At 60.1% G+C, this 20,150-nt stretch carries 21 protein-coding genes; 6 read left to right on the top strand and 15 right to left on the bottom strand.

Annotation, left to right across the window (positions count from 1 at the left end; all coding sequences use genetic code 11):
* Positions 1 to 61: 61 nt before the first annotated feature.
* The gene (locus tag BN1241_RS09810; protein ID WP_054953412.1) at positions 62 to 985 is read right to left on the bottom strand and encodes a PAC2 family protein; all 924 of its coding nucleotides are present in this window, start codon (positions 983 to 985) and stop codon (positions 62 to 64) included.
* 77 nt (positions 986 to 1,062) lie between these two features.
* Between BN1241_RS09810 and BN1241_RS09805 the strand changes: the two genes are divergently transcribed.
* The 4 genes from BN1241_RS09805 (at position 1,063) to BN1241_RS09790 (ending at position 6,868) form a co-directional block, all read left to right on the top strand.
* A complete protein-coding gene (locus BN1241_RS09805; protein ID WP_230198302.1) occupies positions 1,063 to 3,147 on the top strand; it encodes a HelD family protein in 2,085 nt (694 codons plus the stop codon).
* Entirely contained in the window at positions 3,147 to 3,548 is a 402-nt protein-coding gene (locus BN1241_RS09800) for a DUF3151 domain-containing protein (RefSeq protein WP_054953410.1), read from the top strand. The genes BN1241_RS09805 and BN1241_RS09800 overlap by 1 nt, the downstream gene beginning before the upstream one ends.
* A 57-nt stretch (positions 3,549 to 3,605) precedes the next feature.
* Positions 3,606 to 4,814 (top strand): phosphoglycerate dehydrogenase, encoded by a 1,209-nt coding sequence (gene serA / locus BN1241_RS09795; protein WP_054953409.1) that lies wholly within the window; start codon positions 3,606 to 3,608, stop codon positions 4,812 to 4,814.
* A gap of 188 nt (positions 4,815 to 5,002) precedes the next feature.
* Positions 5,003 to 6,868 (top strand): AMP-binding protein, encoded by a 1,866-nt coding sequence (locus BN1241_RS09790; protein ID WP_077138351.1) that lies wholly within the window; start codon positions 5,003 to 5,005, stop codon positions 6,866 to 6,868.
* An 87-nt stretch (positions 6,869 to 6,955) separates the two neighbouring features.
* Here BN1241_RS09790 and nrdR read toward each other — a convergent pair whose 3' ends face one another.
* On the bottom strand, positions 6,956 to 7,426 hold the full coding sequence (nrdR, locus tag BN1241_RS09785) for a transcriptional regulator NrdR (RefSeq protein ID WP_054953408.1): 471 nt from the start codon (positions 7,424 to 7,426) through the stop codon (positions 6,956 to 6,958).
* A gap of 22 nt (positions 7,427 to 7,448) precedes the next feature.
* The gene (locus tag BN1241_RS09780) at positions 7,449 to 7,733 is read right to left on the bottom strand and encodes a hypothetical protein (protein WP_054953407.1); all 285 of its coding nucleotides are present in this window, start codon (positions 7,731 to 7,733) and stop codon (positions 7,449 to 7,451) included.
* A 179-nt stretch (positions 7,734 to 7,912) separates the two neighbouring features.
* On the opposite strand from BN1241_RS09780, the gene lexA reads away from it, so the two are divergent.
* The gene (gene lexA / locus BN1241_RS09775; protein ID WP_054953406.1) at positions 7,913 to 8,563 is read left to right on the top strand and encodes a transcriptional repressor LexA; all 651 of its coding nucleotides are present in this window, start codon (positions 7,913 to 7,915) and stop codon (positions 8,561 to 8,563) included.
* Between the two features lie 199 nt (positions 8,564 to 8,762).
* On the opposite strand, the gene BN1241_RS09770 is transcribed toward lexA, so the two are convergent.
* Both BN1241_RS09770 and hflX read right to left on the bottom strand, forming a co-directional pair.
* Entirely contained in the window at positions 8,763 to 10,601 is a 1,839-nt protein-coding gene (locus BN1241_RS09770; protein ID WP_054953405.1) for an ATP-dependent DNA helicase, read from the bottom strand.
* Positions 10,588 to 12,030: a GTPase HflX gene (hflX, locus tag BN1241_RS09765; RefSeq protein ID WP_054953404.1), complete on the bottom strand. Its 1,443-nt coding sequence runs from the start codon at positions 12,028 to 12,030 to the stop codon at positions 10,588 to 10,590. Before hflX ends, BN1241_RS09770 begins: the two co-directional genes overlap by 14 nt.
* A 62-nt stretch (positions 12,031 to 12,092) precedes the next feature.
* On the opposite strand from hflX, the gene BN1241_RS09760 reads away from it, so the two are divergent.
* Positions 12,093 to 12,713 carry a class I SAM-dependent methyltransferase gene (locus tag BN1241_RS09760; protein ID WP_054953403.1) on the top strand — a complete coding sequence of 207 codons (621 nt, stop codon included), beginning with the start codon at positions 12,093 to 12,095 and terminating at the stop codon, positions 12,711 to 12,713.
* Here the strand turns inward: BN1241_RS09760 and BN1241_RS09755 are convergent.
* The 10 genes from BN1241_RS09755 to BN1241_RS09710 all read right to left on the bottom strand — a co-directional run bounded on the left by BN1241_RS09755 (position 12,679) and on the right by BN1241_RS09710 (position 20,143).
* A complete protein-coding gene (locus BN1241_RS09755) occupies positions 12,679 to 13,575 on the bottom strand; it encodes a diaminopimelate epimerase (RefSeq protein ID WP_054953402.1) in 897 nt (298 codons plus the stop codon). The genes BN1241_RS09760 and BN1241_RS09755 overlap by 35 nt on opposite strands.
* Before the next feature lie 9 nt (positions 13,576 to 13,584).
* Positions 13,585 to 14,502: a tRNA (adenosine(37)-N6)-dimethylallyltransferase MiaA gene (gene miaA / locus BN1241_RS09750; protein ID WP_054953401.1), complete on the bottom strand. Its 918-nt coding sequence runs from the start codon at positions 14,500 to 14,502 to the stop codon at positions 13,585 to 13,587.
* The gene (gene miaB / locus BN1241_RS09745) at positions 14,499 to 16,061 is read right to left on the bottom strand and encodes a tRNA (N6-isopentenyl adenosine(37)-C2)-methylthiotransferase MiaB (protein ID WP_054953400.1); all 1,563 of its coding nucleotides are present in this window, start codon (positions 16,059 to 16,061) and stop codon (positions 14,499 to 14,501) included. Before miaB ends, miaA begins: the two co-directional genes overlap by 4 nt.
* Positions 16,062 to 16,104: 43 nt before the next feature.
* Complete coding sequence (locus BN1241_RS09740; protein ID WP_054953399.1) at positions 16,105 to 16,491, bottom strand: hypothetical protein; 387 nt, start codon at positions 16,489 to 16,491, stop codon at positions 16,105 to 16,107.
* The gene (locus BN1241_RS09735; RefSeq protein WP_054953398.1) at positions 16,491 to 17,075 is read right to left on the bottom strand and encodes a hypothetical protein; all 585 of its coding nucleotides are present in this window, start codon (positions 17,073 to 17,075) and stop codon (positions 16,491 to 16,493) included. Before BN1241_RS09735 ends, BN1241_RS09740 begins: the two co-directional genes overlap by 1 nt.
* A 39-nt stretch (positions 17,076 to 17,114) precedes the next feature.
* Positions 17,115 to 17,621 (bottom strand): regulatory protein RecX, encoded by a 507-nt coding sequence (locus tag BN1241_RS09730; protein ID WP_054953397.1) that lies wholly within the window; start codon positions 17,619 to 17,621, stop codon positions 17,115 to 17,117.
* On the bottom strand, positions 17,621 to 18,679 hold the full coding sequence (gene recA, locus BN1241_RS09725; protein WP_054953396.1) for a recombinase RecA: 1,059 nt from the start codon (positions 18,677 to 18,679) through the stop codon (positions 17,621 to 17,623). The genes BN1241_RS09730 and recA overlap by 1 nt, the downstream gene beginning before the upstream one ends.
* Before the next feature lie 199 nt (positions 18,680 to 18,878).
* Entirely contained in the window at positions 18,879 to 19,103 is a 225-nt protein-coding gene (locus BN1241_RS13640) for a DUF3046 domain-containing protein (protein ID WP_054953395.1), read from the bottom strand.
* Positions 19,104 to 19,160: 57 nt separating this feature from the next.
* Positions 19,161 to 19,556, bottom strand: a complete 396-nt coding sequence (locus tag BN1241_RS09715; RefSeq protein WP_054953394.1) for a helix-turn-helix domain-containing protein — start codon at positions 19,554 to 19,556, stop codon at positions 19,161 to 19,163.
* 68 nt (positions 19,557 to 19,624) lie between these two features.
* Entirely contained in the window at positions 19,625 to 20,143 is a 519-nt protein-coding gene (locus BN1241_RS09710) for a CinA family protein (protein ID WP_082418307.1), read from the bottom strand.
* Positions 20,144 to 20,150 lie beyond the last annotated feature (7 nt).

The raw sequence follows: 20,150 nt of genomic DNA, 5'->3' as shown, positions 1-20,150 counted from the left end.
CTAGTTCGGGCGGCCACCGCCATGATGTAGACGGCTAGCCCGGCTAGCCAGATTCGCATCGTCATTCGTCTTTGCGTTTAGCGTGCCTTCCGCGCCTGCGTCCGGGGCGCTGGTTGCGCCTGGCAAGGAACTGCTCAGCAGCCTCACCGAGCTCGTCCGCGCTCGGGATCTCCGTCTTGCTCACGTCCGAGGGGATGATGAACCCAGAATTGGGTCCCTCCGTGTCGTATTCCTGTTCGAGGGAGGCAACGAGGGTCTGGAAGTCTTCCTGCTCCCCGTAGGCTGCTTCGATCTGTTCGGATTCGCTCTGCGCGGCCCGCTCGATATCTCCGAGCGGGAGGGCTAGCCCAGTATCGTCCGATACGTACGTGACGACGGCTCCGGCCGCTGCCGCATACATTGAGTTGACGAGATAGAAGGGTACCCGGGATAGAACTGACGTCGTTTCAATCCCTGATGTTCCGAGCGTGTAGACGAGGAACTCGGAGAAGTTCACGGACTGAATGTAGGTGGATTCCTGGTCGGGCTGGGACCTGCGGTAGCCGCGGATCAGCAGATCAACGGGGCGGGTGTGCGGGATCCCGGACGGGAGACCACCGAGCGCATAGAACCGTTCGACACCGAACTGGGTGGCGAGCTGAAGAACTCCCTCGGAGAGGGAGTGCCAACGCAAGTCCGGTTCGTTGCCGCGCAGCATGATGTATTTCTCGCCCTCAACGTCTTCAACCAGGTACACGTCGAGACGCGGGTCGGTCATACGGGTCATGGCGCCATTCTCGAACGTGATCATGGGACGTTCGGAACGGAAGTCGAAAATCAGGTCGGGATCGAATGAAGCGATGAGTTCACCCTCGCCGAGCGCCTGGCCGACAGCGCCCGAGATTCCTCCCGCATCAAACGGCCCACCTCCGACCACGCAGATTAGGGTCGAGATCTGCTGTGGGGTTTCGTCGGGATCTGACGTGAATTCCAGCAGGTCCGTCATGGTCCACCTCCGCTCAAGAATGACAAGATGCCTATCCGTCTTGGATAATTGTATGTCTCATGAGCGATGGAGAAACAATGGACTCGATTTCTGAGGAGCAGGGCTACCTCGACACAGCCTATGCACGCCTCGATTCCTTGACGGCCGATTACGCGCAAAAACTGGCCGATATTCGCATCGAGGGGCGGGGAAACCCCGACGAGCTGAACCCGGAAGAACTCTTCCAACGGGACTCGTTTGCGGCCGACTACGAGGATCATCTGTCGCGACTCGCCCACGTTGAACACCAGCTTGTGCTCGGCCGTCTCGACTCAGAAAACGGTGACATCACCCACGTTGGACGCATCGGGCTCCGTGACGAGGATCGCAGTGTGATTCTTCTTGATTGGCGCGCACCCCAGGCCGAACCGTTCTATCGCGCCACCGCCCTCAATCCTCTCGGCATGGTGCGCCGCCGCCACATTCAGTCCCGGCTGCGCAAGGTCACCTCCGTCGAAGATGAGCTGCTGACCTCGGACACCGAAGCAGCTGCGAACTTGAATCTGACCGGTGAGGGCGCGCTCATGGCCTCACTCGGTTCTGCCCGCCAGGGCCACATGTCCGACATTGTCGCCACCATCCAGGTTGAACAGGATCAGATCATCAGAGCCGACTCCACGGGAGTCCTCGTTGTCCAGGGCGGCCCCGGTACAGGCAAGACCGCGGTCGCACTCCACCGTGCCGCCTACCTGCTGTACGCCCACAGGACCCGATTCTCGCGCTCCGGTGTTCTTATCCTTGGTCCCAGCACCGGATTCCTGTCCTACATTTCCCGCGTCCTCCCCTCACTCGGCGAATCCGATGTTGTCTCCAGCACCGTCGACCATCTCCTCCCGGGCATCACACCAACAGCGGTTGATTCTCCCGAAGCCGCTGAGATCAAGGGCCGGACAATCTGGCAGACCATTGCCTCACGCGCGGTCGAATACTTGCGCCGGCCACTGAAGAAACCGATCCGACTGCGCATCAATTCGCACACGATTGAGCTCAAGCCCGAGTTCGTGTCCCACGGCCAGTCCCGCGCCCGCCGCCACGGCGGGCCTCATAATGAGGCACGCCAGGCCTACGCACGAACGGTCGTCGATGCGCTCGTCAAGGAATACCTCATCGTGTCCGACACGGAGAACCAGGACTGGCTGCTTGCCGACATCGCCTCAAATGAGGACGTGCGCCGGGAAGTGAACCTGCGCTGGCTGCCCGCTACCCACACGTGGCTCCTCGAGCACCTGTACGCCCACCCCTCACTGCTCGCGAACCTCGCACCGGAACTGAGCGATGCGGAACGGGCCCACCTGTACCGGCCTCGGGGCTTGGGCTTCACCTCCGCCGACATCCCCATCCTCGATGAACTCGCCGAGCTTCTTGGCGACATCCCAGTCGACACCGTGCGTGAGGACAGCCTGGAGGCATACACGGAAGCAACACTGTCGGGCATGAATCTCGGTGGCGGGATCGTGTCGGCGAAGATGCTTGCCGAGCGGCAGCGCGCCGCCGAATCCACGCACCTGCCGCTCGCTGACCGAGCCGCGGCGGACCGAACCTGGGCGTACGGCCACGTCGTGGTCGATGAGGCGCAGGAACTGTCCCCGCTCGCGTGGCGCATGGTGGCGCGCAGGGTTCCCTCCCGTTCCCTCACGATCGTTGGCGACCTGGATCAGCGGGCAGCGGGTGCTCCCGCCGGTGGCTGGGAGGAACTGCTTGGCAACCTGTCATCCCACCTGAGGGAAGAGGTCTTAACCATTTCTTATCGCACGCCCGCCTCGATCCTGCACGAAGCAGAGCGGGCCATGAACCGGCGCAACATCACCCTCCACCATCCCGTCAACGCGGTACGCGAGGTGGAGAATGCGATGCGGGTGGAAGAGCTGAATACAGCGATCGAGAACGAGCTCGCCTTCCTGAACGAGAGCTTCGGTCCCGGTCAGGGGCTCATCGCGATCATTTCCGAGAACCCGCCCACCATTGACCATCCCCAGATCCAGACCATGACCCCGCGCGAATCCAAGGGACTCGAATTTGACTGTGTCATTATTGATGGGACGATCAAAGAGCCCGGTGACCTTTACGTCGCCATGACACGACCTACTCAGCACCTCATTCTGACACCAGGAACGGAGATCTGATGCAGATCACAATTGGACCGGAACCCACCTACCTTCCGGAAGATCTCGAAGTCGATGCCCTCCTCGCCGCCAGCGCCCCGGAGGACGTTGCGCGTCGCCGCCCCGACTCTCCCCTCGCCTGGGCCAATCTCGCCCAGGAGGCTTGGGAGGACGGTGACGAACTCGAATCGTACGCATACGCCAGGGTCGGCTATCACCGCGGACTCGACCTGCTCCGCAAGAATGGTTGGCGCGGCCAGGGACCGGTCCCCTACTCGCACGAGCCCAACCGGGGCTTCCTCGCTGCCCTCTTCTACCTGGGCAGGGCCACGCAGGCCATTGGGGAAACCTCGGAAACCACTCGCATTGCCGAATTCCTCGACAACTGCGATCCTGAAGCCCGCTCACACTTCGAGGCGTAGTTCTCAACACTTGGCACAGATTTGCCCGAAAGGTGGACAGGCGAGGATGATGGCACTATGACTCGCGCTCTGCTACTTGAGAATCCACATTCTAACGCTGACGCCGCCTTTGCTCGTGCCGGTATCGAGGTCGTGCGCCATCGCGGCGCCCTCGACGAGGCCGATCTTATCGACGCGCTCGATGGAATCGACATCCTCGGCATCCGGTCCAAGACCGAAGTCACCCGCAAGGTCCTCGAAGCTCGCCCCAACCTACTCTCGATCGGAACCTTCTCGATCGGCACCAACCAGATCGACTTGGAGGCCGCCACGAGCCAGGGAGTGGGCGTATTCAACGCCCCGTACTCCAACACTCGTTCTGTTGTCGAGCTCGCGATCGGTGAGATCATTTCACTCTCCCGTCGCCTCCCCGTCCAGGATAAAGCCCTCCACCAGGGGATCTGGGAAAAGTCCGCAATCGGCTCCCACGAGGTCCGTGGCCGCACCCTCGGCATTATCGGTTTCGGCAATATCGGTATGCAGCTGTCCGTCGTGGCAGAGGCGCTGGGCATGAGGGTCGTCTTCTACGACACTGCCGAGAAGCTCGTCATCGGTAACGCGCGCCGCATGAACAGCCTCGAGGAACTCCTCGAAGTAGCCGATATCGTCACCATTCACGTTGATGGTCGGGCCGAAAACAAGAGCTTCTTCGGCGAAAAGCAGTTCGCGATGATGAAGCCCGGCGCCATCTTCCTCAACCTCTCCCGCGGTTTCGTGGTCGACGTTGACGCTCTTGCCGAGCGGATCAAGCAGGGCCACATCGCTGGCGCAGGCGTCGACGTGTTCCCAAGTGAGCCCCGGAAGAACGGCGACACGTTCGAGTCGGTTTTGACCGGACTCGACAACGTCATTCTCACCCCCCACGTGGGAGGATCCACGGAAGAAGCGCAGCGCGCAATCGGACTCTTTGTGTCCGAGAAGCTTGTCAGCTACTACCGCAAGGGTGACACGGACATGTCCGTCAACATGCCCCAGATCAACGGATCGCCCGCACAATCGTCGCGCTACCGCATCGCCTGGGTACACACGAACATGCCCGGCGCTCTCGCCAAGGTCAACCAGGTCTTCGCGGAATCCGGTGCCAACATCGAGGCACAGCAGCTCGCCACCCAGGGCCAGATTGGCTACATGGTGACCGACATTTCCTCCAACATCCCCCAGGACGCAGTCAAGGCCCTCGCGGATTCACCCGAAACGATCCGCCTCCGTGTCCTGTCCCGGGACTAGGACACCGGTTTCGCGATTGGCGCAAGCCAACAACTAAATACTCAGACCAGCTGTGTGGGGCCCAAACGGGTCCCACACAGTCATTTCCCCCGTCTTCTTCTCAAAACCATTTGACGGGTTCTTCGTCTCTCCACAGGTACGCATGCCAAAATGGACAGTGAGTCGTTTTAAGTATGAAGGAGAACGCTATGGCGCGTGCCCATTACCCTGCTGGTGTGCCGGACGAAATTGAGCTACCCACTAACCCACTGTCAACCCTGCTTGACCGCGCGGTCGCAGACTTCCCCAACCGTCACGCGATCGACTTCATTGGCCAGAAAACCACCTACGCCGAGCTTGGGGAAATGGTGAAGAAGACCGCTTCAATGCTGACTTTGGCGGGCGTGAAAAAGGGTGATGTCGTGGCTGTCATCCTTCCCAACTGCACGCAGCATGTTGCCATCGCATACGCCACCTGGGCAATCGGCGCCACACTTGCAGAACACAATCCCCTTGCTGCTACCTCCGAGCTCGTCGCACAGATCGATAACCACGGTGCTCAGGTTGTCATCGGCTGGGAACAGACGCTGGAGAAACTCGCGAACAAGCTCCCCGGCCGCACCATCCTCGCGGTCAACCTGACGGCCGCTCTTCCAAAGCGCTCCCAGCTTCTCCTCAAGCTCCCTATCAAGGCGGCACGGGCCCAAAAGGAGAAGATGAGGGGCAAGGTTCCTAGCCACGTCTTCTCGTTTGAAAAAATGGTTGCCTCGGCACCTGCCGAATACGTGGCCGAAGGCCCGGACATGGACGATGTTGCTGTCTACCTCCACACCGGTGGTACCACGGGCACTCCAAAGGCAGTGTGCCTTACTCACTTCAATCTTATGTCAAACTACAGCCAGGTGGTCGCCTGGCTGCATGAATTCAAACGCGGCGGGGAAACGATTGCCTCGATCCTTCCGTTTTTCCACGCATTCGGCATGATGCTGTCCCTCGTCCTCGCAATCGGACTCGCGGGTACCCAAAACGTTCTCCCCACGTTCGACCCAAAGATGCTCATCGCTTCCAACAAGCGTCACCCCATCACCTTTTTTGCGGGAGTTCCTCCCATGTACGAGAAGCTGCTTGAGGCCATGGGTGACGACCCGAATCCGTTCACCAAGCTCAACTATTCGGTGTCTGGAGCCATGCCTCTCCTTCCAAAACTCGCAGCCCAGTGGGAAAAGGCAACCGACTCTCTCGTGATCGAGGGCTATGGCATGACCGAGTCCTCCCCCGTGATTTCAGGCTCGCCCATCTCAGCGGACCGTCGCCCCTCCACGCTCGGCCTGCCCTTCCCCTCAATCGACGCCAAGATCGTTAACCCGGACAACATTGAGGTGGAAATGCCGGAGGGCGAGGTGGGCGAGCTCATTGTCCGCGGCCCCAACATCTTCGTCGGTTATCTCAACCAGCCCGAAGAAACGGCAGCGACTCTCATTGATGGCGAGTGGCTCCGCACGGGCGACCTCGCTCGCTGGGATGATGGCTTCCTTGTCATGGCTGACCGCCGCAAGGAAATGATCATCCGCTCCGGATTCAACGTCTACCCCTCCCAGGTGGAAGATGTTGTGCGATCGATGCCCGGAGTGCGTGACGTCGCCGTCGTTGGAGTACCCGATGGTTCCCGTGGCGAGCAGGTGGTCGCCGCATTAGTTCTCGAACCCGGTGCTTCCATCGATCTCGAGAACGTCCGTAAGTGGACGCAGGACAAGCTCTCGCACTACTCCATGCCGAAGTCCATCGCCATCTTCGACGAACTCCCCCGCTCTCAGCTCGGCAAGGTCATGCGACGCTCAGTCAAGGAACAGCTCAATGAACTTGAGCTGACCGCTGGCCAGTGGCGAAAGAAGCTTTCTGAAACCGGAGAGGACCTCATGGACAGGGCGACAGAGCTCCGAAGCAAGCTGGAAGCCACTTCAGCCAAGACGAAGGATGAGAAAGTCACAGACACGGAAGCAAGCCAAGGAGCTCCCAACTTCCCTGAGTCCGCTGAGTCCACACATACTTCTAACGACCAGACAGAAGAAAAGTAGCGAGTGCTGATATGGGTGTGGGGCGGCAATTGCCGCCCCACACCCATATCTGTTTCAGATTTGTCTGAACTCGCGGAGTCAGTCCGATTACTCAGCTCCCTGAAGTGCCTCTTCATTGCTTTGACGAAGCTCGTTGATCGCCGCGTCAAAGTCATCGAGATTCTCGAAATTGAGGTAGACAGATGCGAAACGAAGGTAGGCGATTTGGTCGAGTTCACGTAGCGGGCCGAGGATGGCACGTCCAATATCGTCGGAGTTGATGTGTGCAGCCCCTGTGGCCCGGACAATTTCCTCCACCTGGCTGGCTAGTACTGCCAGATCATCGCGGCCGACCGGTCGACCCTGGCACGCCTTCAGCACACCATCGATAATCTTTTCACGCGAGAACGGTTCGGTGATACCGGAACGCTTCACAACAACGAGCGAAGCTGTTTCGGTAGTGGTGAACCTGCGTTTGCATGCCGGGCATTCGCGACGCCGGCGAATCGCTTGTCCCTCATCAAGCGAGCGAGAGTCGATAACTCGGGAGTCGGTATTGTGACAGAAAGGGCAATGCATTCTGTCATTTTACACTCGGCGTCTAGATTGTGAGCCAGAGTTGAAGACCGAAAGCGAAGGCCACGCTTGCGGCAATCGTGACGCCAATCTTGAGGGCACCAACGAGACGCTCAAGTCCCTCGTTAACTCTGCTTACCTCATGTTCGGAAGCGTCTGCCACAGCAGAGAGTTCAACGACCGGGATCGGTGCGGGCTTTGGGAGCTGGGGAACATCGATCGGCGCACGGTTGGATACTGCGCGGAGCCTCGGGAGGTCAACGGGGCGCAGACCGGTGTGCTGGGGCTGGGATACGAGAAGAGCACTCATGGCTATCTCCTTCACTTTCCTCGAACGTTTGTTCTCGAACAACTGTTTGCATTCTATACACGACCCGCCGATTAGAACAAGTGTTTGATTGTTCACCTCACGGCCGCATATCCTGTAACCAGGTTACGAAGCGGTTCGGACAGAATTTTTTCCTTAAATCCACCAGGGCGGGAGCGGCAATGACCGAGAACATCACGGATAGGCAAGTTGAGGTCCTGGCGTTCCTCCAGCAGTTCATGATGAAGAACGGCTATGCCCCATCCGTCCGCGAAACCGGTGCAGGCATCGGGCTCGCGAGCCCCTCATCGGTCAAGCACCACCTCGACACTCTGGAAAAACTGGGGCTGATCGAGCGAGATCCGCGCCGCCCACGCACACTCATGCTGACCGATCGAGCACGCTCCGTCCTGGGCGATGACTCACCGGCCGAGAATCCCGACAGTGTTCAGGTTGCAGAATCGGTCGCCGTTCCCCTCGTCGGCCGAATTGCCGCAGGTTCCCCAATCCTGGCGGATCAGATGGTGGAGGACGTGTTCTCCATCCCCCGTCAGATGACCGGCAATGGTGACATGTTCATGCTTGAGGTATCCGGTGACTCCATGATTGACGCCGGCATCCTCGATGGCGACTGGGTTGTTGTTCGTCAGCAGCAGGATGCTCGCAACGGCGACATCGTTGCTGCCTTGATCGATGATGAAGCCACCGTCAAGACTTTCGATAAGAGGGACGGGCACGTCTGGCTCCTCCCCCACAACGATGCATACGCACCCATTCCCGGAGATACTGCAACAGTTCTTGGGCGCGTCGTCACCGTAGTGCGCGCACTGTAGTCGAAAATAGGATCATTCAAGCACTGCCTCTCATCGGTCACTCATGGAGCGGCAGTGCTTGTTTGTTCCCCTTGGAGATTCCGCCCGCCCCCTTGTCACCAACGGCAACGCCGGGTCATCAATGGCAACACCGGTGAAACCGCCATCCTGTTTGGAGAGAGCAGGAAACTAGGCTGTGTGCTCGACTGTAAGAGATCCTTCAGTCTGCTTCGCGTGCAAGCCGAGCTAGCGACTTCTTGGTAAGCTCCAGGTCTTTGGTTGGCCACATGGGTGGCATGCCGGCGCGGAGGTAGCCTCCATACGCCTTTGTGAGGAGCCGTGAATCAAACACGGCAACGACGCCCTTGTCGTTCGTGGAGCGGAGGAGCCTGCCGGAGGCCTGGGCCATGAGCACTGCCGCATGGGTGGCTGAGACCTGCATGAACCCATTCCCACCCCGTCTACCAACCTGTTCGGTGCGAGCTTGAGAGACCGGGTCATCCGGCCGCGGGAAGGGTATGCGGTCGATGATAACGAGCCGGCAGGCTCGTCCCGGGACGTCAATACCCTGCCACAGTGACAGTGTGCCGACGAGGCAGGCCCGATCATCTGATTTGAATGCGTCAACGAGGGTAGAGAGTTGGTCTTCGCCTTGGCAGAAGATTGGGACGTCGAGGTGCTTGCGAAAGTATTCGGCCGCTGCTTCAGCTCCCCTGCGTGAGGAGAAGAGTCCGAGCGCCCCTCCGTCGGAGGCTCGGATGAGTTCAACCATGCGTTGGAGGGCTTCCTCGGATTGGCCATCGCGCCCAGGTGCCGGCAAGTCCGCACCGATGTACATGATTCCCTGCTTGGCATAGTCGAATGGGGATCCCACATCCATCCCCGTCCACGGCCCCTGATCTGGGAAAGCGAGACCCACCTGGTAGGCCATCGGATCAAAGGAACCGCCCACTTCGAGGGTGGCGGAGGTGAGGACCGCGGCTCGGTCCGAGAAGATTTCGTTGGCGATGGGTCCAGCAACATCGAGCGGAGCGCCGTAGAGCCCGTCATCACTGGCCCACACCACGTGTGTGCCTTCCTCGGAGAACAGATCGTCGACGTCTTTGATGAAGGCCTTGGCGAACTGTTCTGATTCGCACGATTCCTTGAGCGTGCGGGCCATGGCACCGAGCGATTCTCGCACCGGATCCGGGATCATCCGGATTCTGCCCTCAATCTCCGTGAGCGCCTCGAGGAGGCTATCTCCGTGGCGAAGGAATTCGGTGTCGAGCTTGCCCGAGGAGCGCATCATCCGAGCAATGCGGTTGATGTCGGCGGCTCCGATCCGGATCGTGAGCTGGCTGGTTACCCGCCCCACAAGGTCGTGTGCCTCGTCGATGATGACGGCACCCGAGGGTGGGAGGACCTCAACCTTGGAGGATTGCACCCCGAGCATCGCGTGGTTCGTGATCACAATGTCTGCCTCTTGAGCTTCGAGGCGTGCCTTCTCGGGGAAGCATTCGTTGATGAGTGGGCAGTCTTTACCGTCGCACTCCTGCTTGGTCACAGATATTTGGCGCCACACCTGGTCCGGCACACCGGGAACGAGACTATCTCGGTCACCCGTTTCCGAGTTCAGTGCCCATTCTCGTGCTCGCAGGACCTGCTTCCCAGTATCGGTCGCTTCGTCCTCACCGAATAGCGCATCCTGTCCAGCATCCTGATTCACTCGTTTGAGGCACGCATAGTTTTGCCAGCCCTTGAGCAGTGCGGTCTTGACTCGCACTCCCGTTTCCTTCGCGACCGCTTCAACGACCCGGGGCGCATCCTCCTGGGTTATTTGGCGTTGCAGGGCGAGAGTTGCGGTGGAGACAATCGCACGCCGCTGTGTTTTTGCGACCCAGAGCGCAACCGGGACGAGGTATCCCATCGACTTTCCGGTGCCTGTGCCTGCCTGGACGAGGAGATGACCGCCGTCTTCGAGCGCGGTGTAGACGGCCTCCGCCATCTCAACCTGCCCATCCCGACGCTTGCCACCAATCCCGGCTACAACCTTCTCAAGAACGTCAGTGACCGACACTGCACTCCAGGAGCTCGGAAGCTAGATCCTCGTCGACCAGCGCGTTCAGAACCGTCCCGTTCTCGCTGTAGCGTTCAGACAGGATTTCACCCTCGGTGTGGACACGGGAGATCAGGTCGCCCCGATCGAACGGCACAACGACATCGACCGAGACGGCGGGCCGCGGCAGACGCTGGGCAATCAATTCTTCCAACTGTTCGATGCCCTCACCGGTCTTGGCGGAGACAACGACAGATCCCGGGAACCGGGAACGGAGTGCAGCGAGGTCGACCGGATCGGCAAGATCGGCCTTCGACAGGACGATGACTTCTGGGACGTCTTCCGCACCCTCGACGTCCCGCAACACCGCGTGGACGGCCTCAACTTGGCCGACCGGGTTCGGGTGCGAGCTGTCGACCACGTGGAGCATGAGATCACCTTCGGCCACCTCTTCCAGGGTGGAGCGGAACGCTTCCACGAGCTGGGTGGGGAGGGAGCGAACAAATCCAACCGTGTCAGAGATCGTGTAGGCACGACCATCCGTCGTTTCACTCCGTCGCACGGTCGGGTCAAGTGTTGCGAAGAGTGCGTTCTCAACGAGCACTCCCGCGTCCGTGAGGCGGTTCATGAGGGAGGATTTACCGGCGTTGGTGTAGCCCACGACCACGACCGACGGGAGGTGGTTGCGTCGCCTATTGGAGCGCTGCGTGCGCCGCGCTGGCTCCATGTTCGCAATATCTTTCTTCAGCTTTGCCATGCGCTGACGAATGCGGCGGCGATCGAGTTCGATCTGGGTCTCACCGGGACCGCGCGATCCGATACCATCACCGGCACCGACACGGCCACCGGCCTGACGGGACATGGATTCACCCCAGCCACGGAGTCTCGGGAGGAGGTATTCGAGTTGAGCGAGCTCAACCCGGGCCTTGCCCTCTCTTGACTTCGCGTGCTGAGCAAAGATGTCGAGAATGAGGGTGGTGCGGTCGATGACCTTGACCTTGGCAACGTCCTCGAGGTTACGTCGCTGATTGGGAGACAGCTCCGTGTCAACAATAATCGTGTCCGCCCCGGTCTCGGCTACGAGATCAGCGACCTCGCGAGCCTTGCCGGAACCGAGATAGGTTGCGTTATCGGGCTTGTCACGGCGCTGCAGGACCCCGTCGAGAACGGCAGACCCGGCTGTCTCGGCCAGTGCTGCGAGTTCACGCAGGGACACTTCGGCTTCGGCGGCGGTACCGGAGGTCCATATCCCCACCAGGATCACGTTCTCGAGGCGAAGCTGGCGGTACTCGACTTCGGTGATGTCTTGGAGCTCTGTCGACAGGCCCGGAACACGTCGAAGTGCGGACCGCTGTTCTCGTTCTAGATCGTCACCAGCAAACTCGGGTCGGTAGTCTGCATCTGCTTGCAGGGCCGTACCCTGACGGGAAAAAATGTCTCGTTCGGTAATTAGAGTCTCCTTATTGCGGTCCCATTATCTCATGGAGGGCACTCCTACGGTAGTTTAGTTCTGTGCCTGAACACTACTTCTCCACCGACCCTGGCTCTGCCGATAAGCGAGCTGACTACAGCTTCACGATCCGCGGTACCCGCTTCGATATCACCTCCTCGAGCGGCGTCTTTTCACACGATCGCCTCGACAAGGGAACCCAGGCGCTTCTCAAGTACGTTGTGGACCCACCACACGAAGGTTTGTTGGTTGATGTGGGATGCGGCTGGGGGCCGATTTCCCTCGCTCTTGCCTCGGCCTCACCGAATGCTCACGTGCTTGCCGTGGACGTTAACGAGCGGGCCCGCGCTCTTACGCAGGAGAATGCGGAACGCGCCGGCCTCACGAATATTCAGGTCGTGACGCCCGAGGAAGGGCTGGAGATCGCCCGCAATCGCGGCATTGAGGCAATCTGGTCGAATCCCCCGGTCCGGGTCGGCAAGGGGCCTCTCCACGCGCTACTGCTCGACTGGTTCCAGCACCTGCAAGGCACGGCCAGCATCGTCGTTTCGAAGAACCTCGGTGCGGACTCGCTCGGCACCTGGCTTCAAGGTGAGGGCTACGAGGTGGAAAGATTAGGGTCGACCGGTGGCTTCCGGGTCATGGATGTCAGGAACCCTCGCCCACGATCCCAGCAAGATTAAACTCGGCAACGATCTCGGCGGGGCCGGTGACTTCAATGGATCCGCCAGAGAACCTAATTTCAATCTCGTGGCCGCCAGCGTGGGCGAGGTAGATCCCGGTCGCGGCCTCCCCCGCCCACGCATGTAGTGCGATGGCAGCATCTCGGATTCCCAACTCCGTTAGTTGCTCACGACCATCCTGGAAGCCACGCGCCTGGAAACGCGTAGCGGCCCGCTCAATACCGTCGAAGTCGAGGATCGGGGCATCCCCGAGCGGCACGACCAGGACGAGGCCGGCACCCGGCTTTTCAGGATCAACCTTCCCGCTGCCTGTCGCGGCGTTGAGTTCTTCGGAGTGTTCGAGGGCGACGACAATGCTGGGGTCATTCGACATCACCGTGAGGCCGCCCCTCATGCCACCCCGTGCACCGGTCACCCCATCGAGCGTGACAGCAACATCGTAGCCTCGCTCCACGGCTTCCTTGCTGACGGGTGTTGATGGCGAAATCTGGGTGAGGTACCTGTTTCCGGTCCGGGTCACGTAGACCGGCCCATCGGGAGTTTCAAAGGCTAGCGCTTCACCGTCACCCAGGTCGACAAGCCCAGAAACGCGCAGGTAGTGGGCTGCCAGCCTGAGGAACGGTCCAATATCTCGCAACTCATCCACCGACCACGTATCGACTCGCCAGAGAGTACCGTCGGGGTTGGCGCGGACGACTCGCATGAGTACCTCGCCACCAATGCCCGTTGTGCGATCCAGGATCGTTGTCGCGTCCTTTGCCGTCACCTCCCGCGAGGCTGTGAGATCGGGGAAGATAATGGCGTCGCGCCCTCCCGCGTGGCCCTTACTGAGGGTGAGTCCTTCGAGGACGGGAATAATCATGCAACTATTCTATCGACGATTGTGGGTGGCTTCCCGGACGATCGTGGGAAGTTCCGAGACATCGCGAGCAGAAAGCCATCTGACCCGCGGGTCCCGCCGGAACCACGTCAACTGCTTCTTCACCAGCTTCCGGGTTGCGGCCGACACCAGCTCGCGAGCTTCCTCTTCGGTCAGTTCCCCATCGAGAACCGCGAGAGCCTCGCGATATCCGGTAGCGGTGCGTGCCGTGGGGGCCTGATCCAGGCCCTGCTCCCGCAAGGCTGCCGTCTCGAGAAGGAGTCCCTGATCAAACATGAGGTCCGTGCGGAGCCGGATCCGTTCCTCCAACTCCCCCATCTCCATCTCCAACCCCACGACAATCGTGTCGACGTACTGCGACGTGTGGCGCGGGAAGACTGGCTGGAAGGATCTGCCCGTCACCTCGTTCACCTCAAGGGCACGGACCACGCGCCTGGTGTTGCGCGGGTCAATGACCCTGGCGGACTCGGGGTCGATGGCGGAAAGCTCAGCGTGGAGGGCAATGTCCCCAATCTCGGTAAGCCGCTTCTCGTAGCGTTCCCTCACCTCGGGAATCGTTCCGGGGAAGTCAATCTTGTCGAGCGCCGCGGCCACGTAGAGTCCCGAACCACCAACGAGGATCGGGACCTTGCCTAGGTCAACAATTCCATCGATGTCACGGCGCGCATGCTTTTGGTATGCGGAAACTGAGGCTTCCTGCGAGATATCGAGAACATCGATCTGGTGGTGGGCGATCCCGCGCTGCTCGACTTCCGTCACCTTCGCGGTACCAATATCCATGCCCCGATACAGTTGCATGGAATCGGCACCAATGATCTCGACCGCTTCTGGGCCGCCGAGTCGCTCCGCCAACTCAATCGCCGCGGCTGACTTGCCGACGGCGGTTGGGCCAACGATGGCGATTATCATCGCGTGCGAATCGTGGGCAGTCCGAGCGAAACCGGTCCGCGGGCCTCAGCCTCAAGCTCTGCCACGCGTGCCTTTCCCTTCGCCCACGCCTCACCGGCACGAGTCCGAATGATTTCGAACGTGCCACCGTTCAGCGCGGAGTCCGCGAGCAGGTGGTGAGGTGCACCGTGGGTGACCGTGGCCCGCACCATGTCACCAGGTCGGGGCAGTTCGGCATCGTGATTCGGGCCGGAGAAGGTGCCGGCCAGTGATCGCAGGTGGTCGGGAAGGGCAACGTGGACGAGCCTGTTGTCCTCGGCCCGTCCGGTCAGGCGTTCGGTGTCTGCATCCTTGCGTCCCTCGCCCGCGGCGATCAGAATGTCGACCGTGCGACCCACCTGGGCTTCGTTTTCTTCGGTGGAGATGCGCTTCTGGAGGGCAATGAGCCGGTTGTAGCGTTCGCTCGCAACCTCGGCCGGAACCTGGTCCTCCATATCAGCCGCAGGCGTTCCCGGGCGGGGTGAATACAGGAAGGTGAAGGCAGAGGAGAAGCGGGACTGCTCGACCACGTCGAGAGTCGCCTGGAAGTCTTCTTCCGTCTCACCGGGGAAGCCAACGATAATGTCGGTCGTGATCGCGGCGTTCGGAATCTTTTCCCGCACGGAGTCGAGGATGCCAAGGAACTTCTTCGACCGGTAGGAGCGTCGCATGGCACGCAGGATTCTGTCCGATCCGGACTGGAGCGGCATGTGCAACGAGGGCATGACGTTCGGGGTCTCCGCCATCGCATCAATCACATCCTGCGTGAACGCGGCAGGGTGAGGCGATGTAAAGCGAACGCGCTCAAGACCTTCAATATTGCCGCAGGCACGCAGTAAATCAGCGAAGGCACCGCGCTGACCAAAGCCAACACCGTAGGAGTTCACGTTCTGCCCCAACAGGGTGACTTCGATGGCACCCTCGGCAACCACGGCTTCAATTTCTTGCAGGATCTCGCCGGGCCTGCGGTCGCGTTCTTTGCCGCGGAGCTGAGGGACAATGCAGAAAGTACAGGTGTTGTTGCAACCGACCGAGATCGACACCCAGGCGGCATATGCTGACTCGCGCCTGGTGGGCAGAGTGGAGGGGAAGACCTTGAGGGATTCTTCGATCTCGACCGCGGCCTCACTATTGTGGCGAGCACGCTCAAGAAGAGTTGGGAGCACATCGAGATTGTGGGTGCCGAGGACGACATCGACCCACGGGGCCTTCTCAACGATCCCATCACCCATCTGCTGGGCCAGACAGCCGCCGACGGCAATCTGCATGCCCGGACGCTCACGCTTGACCGCGGCGAGCTGACCGAGGTTACCGAAGAGCTTATTGGCCGCATTTTCACGGACCGAACACGTGTTGAGGACAATAATGTCTGCCCCTGCATCACCAGCATCCGTGGCGCGCGTGGCCGCCTCGGGCACGTTGTCAACGTGCTGATAGCCTGCCGTCTCGAGTAAGCCGGCAAGCCGTTCGGAGTCGTGGACGTTCATCTGGCACCCGAGGGTGCGGATGGCGTAGGTGCGGGGCAAAGTTGTCTCAGTCATCGCAGTCCATTCTAGGGCCATGAGCCGGGGCCAGCGGAAATCTCTAGTTCATGATCTGTAACGCAACGAATCCGCACAGGCCGGCCCACAGATAGCTGGCGAGCGAACCGATGATAAAGCGTTCGTTTATCGCGGGATCCTCCTGCAGCTCCGCCCATCTCCCCAGGGATTTAATTGCGACAACGACAGCGATGAGCCCCGGCTGACCGACAAGTACTAGGCCCGTGGTCGACAATCGTTCGAGAATTCCGATGACCGAACCGCCAAGCAGGACGTACTTTCGTGCCGGTGGTGGCAGCTCGATGACAAGATCGTTGTCCTTCCGGCCTTCCTCAGGCACAACCCGCACGAGGGCAAACACTCCCTCAACAACCGGCCATCCCACAACAGCCGAGAACAGGAGAGCCACGATGGCGATAACGATATCCATCAGATCCTCCCCAAGAGAAAGTCGATGGTGGGCCAGAGGGATTCTTCAATCACCTGTCCCCCGTAGCCCCGCCGCTGGGAGACGGCTTCGACACTGATACCGAGAACCTTGGCAATATCGGAGGCGCTGAAACCCAAGCGCTGCAGATCGATCGCCTCCCATTGCGCTTCGGTTCGTTGCCCAAGAAGGAAACCGGTTGCTCTCAGTACCGATTCGGCAGCTTCTGCCGCCTCGGAGTCATCACCGCTGACTGCAATGGAGGGGGAGAAGCGATTAAGCGATTTTGCTCGATCAACCGCGGTCCGTGCATGAACATAGGCGGGGCCGGTTCCCGCCCGCGCTGTTGCGCCGAGCTCGGCCTCACCAACGCCAATCCCCACGTGCCATCCACCATCGCGGAGCAGGTGAAGCGCAACCTTGCGAACACTGGTGGGTTCGGCTGTTACGCCCTGGATCTCGTCACCCGCGGTGCGCTCAAAGTCCCGCACCATTGCCAGCTCACTGTCCGAAAGCGCTTCGAGGAGCGCGGGGACACCGTCGGTTCCGCCGCGGGAGCCAACCTGGTCGATCGTTAACACAAACATGGAAACCCAGCCAATAGACTTGAATACTTATTTTCAAGACTAGTAGCTTGAGTCATCGTTGTCATCTAGTGCGATGCGGATGGCGGCCATGGCCTGGTCCGGACTGAAGCCCCTGCGGGCAAGCGCACCAAAGATTCTGCGTTTACGAACCTGGTAGTCGAGCCCCTCAGTTGCCCTGGCCTTCTTCAATGCCAGATCGATTGCTGCTTGGCGTTCATCGTCCCCACTCACTTGCTCGAGAGCGGCCTCGGCCGTTTCGCGGTCAATGCCCTTTTTCTCGAGCTCACGGGCAAGGCCACGTTTTGACACGGGCTTTTCTGCCATGCGGCTACGGACGAGCATGTCCGCAAACTTTTCATCATCAACAAGTCCAGCATTCTCAAACTTGTCGACTGTTTCCGCCGCGATATCCTCCGGGACTCCGCGGCAAACCTGGGCGGTCATGAGCTGCTGGCGAGACCTATCCATCATCGCCAACTGCCGCATGATGATCGCCCGGGCTTCCTTGCGGAATTCCTCGGGAGTTTCGTCACCGGTGAGTTTCATTAGAACTCGTCGGGAATCTCTTCCCCACCAACCGGATCAGCGTCCGGGGTTACTGCGTATTCACCAATGCCGAGCTTCTGGAGGATCTTCTGCTCGATCTCCTCGGCCGTGTCCTTGTTCTCAATGAGGTAGGTGCGCGCCTTTTCCTTACCCTGACCGAGCTGTTCACCCTCGTAGGTGAACCAGGCTCCGGACTTGCGCACAATTCCGTTGTCCACACCCATGTCGATGAGGCCACCCTCCTTGGAGATGCCCTGACCGTAGAGGATGTCGAACTCCGCCTGCTTGAACGGCGGGGCCATCTTGTTCTTGACGACCTTAATGCGGGTGCGGTTACCGATCGGCTGACCGGCTTCCTTCAAGGTTTCGATGCGGCGCACGTCGAGGCGCACGGAGGAGTAGAACTTCAGGGCCTTACCACCGGTCGTGGTCTCGGGGGAACCGAAGAAGACACCGATCTTTTCACGCAGCTGGTTAATGAAGATCGCGGTGGTGCCGGATGCGGAAAGGGCGCCCGTGATCTTACGCAGGGCCTGGGACATGAGGCGGGCCTGGAGGCCGACGTGCGAGTCACCCATCTCGCCCTCAATTTCCGCCTTGGGAACGAGTGCTGCCACGGAGTCGATAACGACGATATCGAGAGCTCCGGACCGAATGAGCATGTCCATGATCTCGAGAGCCTGTTCGCCCGTATCGGGCTGAGACACAATGAGAGCGTCCGTGTCGACGCCGAGCTTACGAGCGTAGGCGGGGTCAAGTGCGTGCTCGGCATCAATGAACCCGGCGATGCCGCCGGCACGCTGAGCGTTTGCTACGGCGTGGAGCGCAACAGTGGTCTTACCGGAGGATTCTGGTCCGTAGATTTCAACGACCCTGCCACGGGGCAGTCCGCCAATTCCCAGCGCCACGTCAAGGGCCACGGATCCCGTGGGGATGACTTTGACACTCTGAGCGGTCTGGTCGCCCAGTCGCATGATCGACCCTTTACCGAACTGGCGGTCAATCTGCGCTAGAGCCGTATCGAGTGCCTTTTGGCGGTCTTCAGCTTTCACAGCCATCATTATCTCCTTGAATAGGGCGGGTAGAACAGGCGAACGGTAGGGAACCCGCCCTCGCCGAGCGGCAACCTAAGAACAACGCTAGGCCACGCCTTAGACACAATATTCGTCAGAAATCCTTACTGTGGACATCCGCGAAGGCGCTGTTCCGAGGAACATCATAACTGAACATTCGTTCGAATGGAGGAACCACGCCGCCCTATTTGTGTTTCCGGTTCTGTCGGTGCCGGAACTCGGTCTCGTCATCGAGATCCATTTCGTGACAGATCGCCGACCAAACCTTCTGCGGCTTCTCCCCACTATCAAGCAGTTCTGTTGCCGTCCTGTGCCCCAGTTGGGGCAGTGCAAGGGTTCGGACAATCGCCTGCCCGTACGCGCTTCCAAAGGTGTCGCTCACGACAACCCAAAATTCAGAATGATTCATGATCTCCAAGGACGCGCGAAGCCGCGGCCGTAGCCGCGGCTTCTGCAACGCGCAGTTTTAGTTCACGCCTGCTTCAGCGAGAGCTTCCTGGACGGTGTCCGGGACACGGAAGCTCGGGGGTACCCGGCCTTCCGAGAGGTCGATTCGGTCGGCGACAAGGCGAAGCACGTGGCCGAGGGGGACATTGAGCGCCTGGCAGATCGACAGGAGCAGCTCCGAGGAGGCTTCCTTCTGTCCACGTTCGACCTCGGACAGGTAGCCGAGGGAGACTCGTGCATCCGAGGATACCTCGCGCAGGGTGCGGCCCTGTCGCTGACGGTATGCGCGGAGGACATCTCCCAGTTCGCGGCGGAGCAGTGCAGGTTCGGACGACTTGGATGCGCCCAGGTCGCGGGGGCGAATAATATCTACGTTCTTTTTCCGGTTGACGCCGGTTCGTGTTTCCATTGCCATCACTAGCTACAACGAGCGATCATCTGCTTTTGTTCCCGAAGTTCCCATTCGGGCCGGGGGCTATCAGTTTATTTCCAGGATTTGGTTAAACGTTGGTATTGCGCGAGTTCTTGCGGCAACTCTATGCCGGCGAGGATCGACAATGCCACTGTTGCGGAATAGTTTCGGATATTGGTACGAGTTCCCGGGAATAAGAAGGAATAGGCGAAACCATTTTCGCGACCGATCCAGACCGTCCCGGCCTCGTACCCATCCGACCCTCCCGGTCCTGCCACGCCCGTCGTTGAAACGGCTCGACTGGCTCCAGTCAGGGTTGCCACTCCCCCGGCCATCTGCACCGCCACCTGCCCATCGACCGGGCCGACCGTTTCGAGCAGTCCTTGATCCACTCCCAGCACGCGGGCTTTCACATCATTCGTGTAGGACACGATCGACCCCAGGAAGACGGTGGAGATTCCAGGTTGTTCAACGAGGAGCGCGCTAACGAGTCCACCAGTTAGGGATTCTGCAACGGCAACGGTTTCTCCCCGGTCCAGAATCGTTCGGGCAGCGACCGCGTCCAGTTCCGCTAAGTCCTCTGCAGTCACAGGTTCC

The organism is Flaviflexus massiliensis, assembly GCF_001375495.1.
Taxonomy (GTDB): domain Bacteria; phylum Actinomycetota; class Actinomycetes; order Actinomycetales; family Actinomycetaceae; genus Flaviflexus; species Flaviflexus massiliensis.
Note: the sequence above shows the minus strand (reverse complement) of the source record. Positions and strands in the feature narration are given on the sequence as shown.

What these genes read in the sequence shown, in the direction of transcription:
- BN1241_RS09730 (WP_054953397.1), bottom strand. Translation starts at nt 17,621, where the DNA reads ATGAAACTCACCGGTGACGAAACTCCCGAGGAATTCCGCAAGGAAGCC.
- BN1241_RS09715 (WP_054953394.1), bottom strand. Translation starts at nt 19,556, where the DNA reads ATGGCAATGGAAACACGAACCGGCGTCAACCGGAAAAAGAACGTAGAT.
- BN1241_RS13640 (WP_054953395.1), bottom strand. Translation starts at nt 19,103, where the DNA reads ATGAATCATTCTGAATTTTGGGTTGTCGTGAGCGACACCTTTGGAAGC.
- nrdR (WP_054953408.1), bottom strand. Translation starts at nt 7,426, where the DNA reads ATGCATTGCCCTTTCTGTCACAATACCGACTCCCGAGTTATCGACTCT.
- BN1241_RS09800 (WP_054953410.1), top strand. Translation starts at nt 3,147, where the DNA reads ATGCAGATCACAATTGGACCGGAACCCACCTACCTTCCGGAAGATCTC.
- BN1241_RS09780 (WP_054953407.1), bottom strand. Translation starts at nt 7,733, where the DNA reads ATGAGTGCTCTTCTCGTATCCCAGCCCCAGCACACCGGTCTGCGCCCC.
- miaA (WP_054953401.1), bottom strand. Translation starts at nt 14,502, where the DNA reads ATGATAATCGCCATCGTTGGCCCAACCGCCGTCGGCAAGTCAGCCGCG.
- miaB (WP_054953400.1), bottom strand. Translation starts at nt 16,061, where the DNA reads ATGACTGAGACAACTTTGCCCCGCACCTACGCCATCCGCACCCTCGGG.
- BN1241_RS09735 (WP_054953398.1), bottom strand. Translation starts at nt 17,075, where the DNA reads ATGTTTGTGTTAACGATCGACCAGGTTGGCTCCCGCGGCGGAACCGAC.
- serA (WP_054953409.1), top strand. Translation starts at nt 3,606, where the DNA reads ATGACTCGCGCTCTGCTACTTGAGAATCCACATTCTAACGCTGACGCC.
- BN1241_RS09740 (WP_054953399.1), bottom strand. Translation starts at nt 16,491, where the DNA reads ATGGATATCGTTATCGCCATCGTGGCTCTCCTGTTCTCGGCTGTTGTG.
- BN1241_RS09810 (WP_054953412.1), bottom strand. Translation starts at nt 985, where the DNA reads ATGACGGACCTGCTGGAATTCACGTCAGATCCCGACGAAACCCCACAG.
- BN1241_RS09755 (WP_054953402.1), bottom strand. Translation starts at nt 13,575, where the DNA reads ATGATTATTCCCGTCCTCGAAGGACTCACCCTCAGTAAGGGCCACGCG.
- lexA (WP_054953406.1), top strand. Translation starts at nt 7,913, where the DNA reads ATGACCGAGAACATCACGGATAGGCAAGTTGAGGTCCTGGCGTTCCTC.
- recA (WP_054953396.1), bottom strand. Translation starts at nt 18,679, where the DNA reads ATGGCTGTGAAAGCTGAAGACCGCCAAAAGGCACTCGATACGGCTCTA.
- BN1241_RS09805 (WP_230198302.1), top strand. Translation starts at nt 1,063, where the DNA reads ATGGACTCGATTTCTGAGGAGCAGGGCTACCTCGACACAGCCTATGCA.
- BN1241_RS09790 (WP_077138351.1), top strand. Translation starts at nt 5,003, where the DNA reads ATGGCGCGTGCCCATTACCCTGCTGGTGTGCCGGACGAAATTGAGCTA.